This window comes from Niabella aquatica (genome assembly GCF_054779315.1).
Genome location: NZ_BAAGYM010000023.1, coordinates 1 through 1,410, shown reverse-complemented (window position 1 = coordinate 1,410; position 1,410 = coordinate 1). Strand labels below are relative to the sequence as shown.

The following is a 1,410-nucleotide window of genomic DNA, read 5'->3' as shown; positions in this document are numbered from 1 at the left end:
TGTATTTGAGTATCCCTTTTGATAAGTTAGCTGGAGCGATGCCGACTCCTGCCCGGGCACAAAGTGGCAAAGGCTGTAAACCATGGCTGGATGTAAAAGGAGGTTTAGCATTGATGTTCCTGAAGCACTACCTGGGCATGAGCGATGCCCTGCTTATAGAACGTATTAATACAGACTGGAGCATGCAATACTTCTGTGGCATACAATTAAAGCCGGGTGAAGTGATCAAAGACACCAACCTGCCCAGTGCATGGCGCAGCTATATTGGCAGGCACCTGGATGTAGATGTCTTACAAAAGATATTTGCAGAGTACTGGATGCCATTTATGAGCGATACCTCCATTAGCAGTGAAGACGCTACCTGTTATGAAAGCCACATTAGCTATCCAACCCCGGTAAAACTGGTTTGGGATTGTTGCAATAAAACCTATTTGTTATATAACCAGTTGCGTAAGAAGTTGAAACTTCGCCATAGCCGCTGTAATTATGAAGACCAGCATAGAGCCTTCCTGTGCTATCAAAAGACAAAGAAGAAGAGCAAAAAGGCAGAGAAGAAACTGTTGAAAAAGCTGCTGAAGTTTTTAGTTCGCCTGCTACAACTAACAGAACAGCTTTGTAGTGTCAAAGGAACTAAACCCAGCCATAAGCAGTCGGCTCAGATGCGTACCATCCTTAAAGTGTATGAACAGCAGCATGCTAAAGTGTATGGACATGTAGAGCAGATCAAAGACCGTATTGTGTCGCTCAGCAAGCCTTATATCAGGCCCATTGTCAGGGGTAAAGAGATAAAAGCAGTAGAGTTCGGTGCTAAAGTAAATAAGCTACAGGTAGATGGTATCAGTTTTATGGAGCATTTTAGTTACAACGCCTTTAACGAGGGTACCAGGTTGCAGCAATGCATCCATTTACACAGAAAATTATTTGGCAAATGCACCCATCACAGCGCTGATAAGATCTATGCGACCAATACCAACAGAACTTATTGCAGGCAAAATAAAATCACTACCAATTTCGCACCTAAGGGCAAACAAAAAACGGCTCATTTAGAGCAGAAAAAAACAATGCGTGCCCTGCTTAACAAAGAAAGAGCCACCCGGTTGGAAGGCAGTTTTGGCAATGAGAAGAATCATTACCAGCTTCAAAAGATCAATGCCCGTAATGCAATTACGGAAAAATGTTGGATTTTCTTTGGCATCATGACTGCCAACGCTTCCATTATAACCAATCGAAGGCAGGCCGCTGTAAAGAAAGACGCCGCCTGATTATCCAACCACAAGGCAAAAGTCACAACGCAGACGCTGCGAACGAAACCTTATTGGCTGAAATAAAAAAATAAGAGTAAAAATACTCACCCAACAAACAAATGATGAATTTGACACCCTCTCTTAATGTACGAAAATAATCGTACAA

At 42.6% G+C, this 1,410-nt stretch carries 1 protein-coding gene; it reads left to right on the top strand.

Annotated elements, in window-relative coordinates:
- The coding region (locus ACYVBM_RS16950) for a transposase (RefSeq protein WP_460686883.1) at positions 1 to 1,262 on the top strand (1,262 nt) is incomplete at its 5' end.
- Between the last annotated feature and the right edge of the window lie 148 nt (positions 1,263 to 1,410).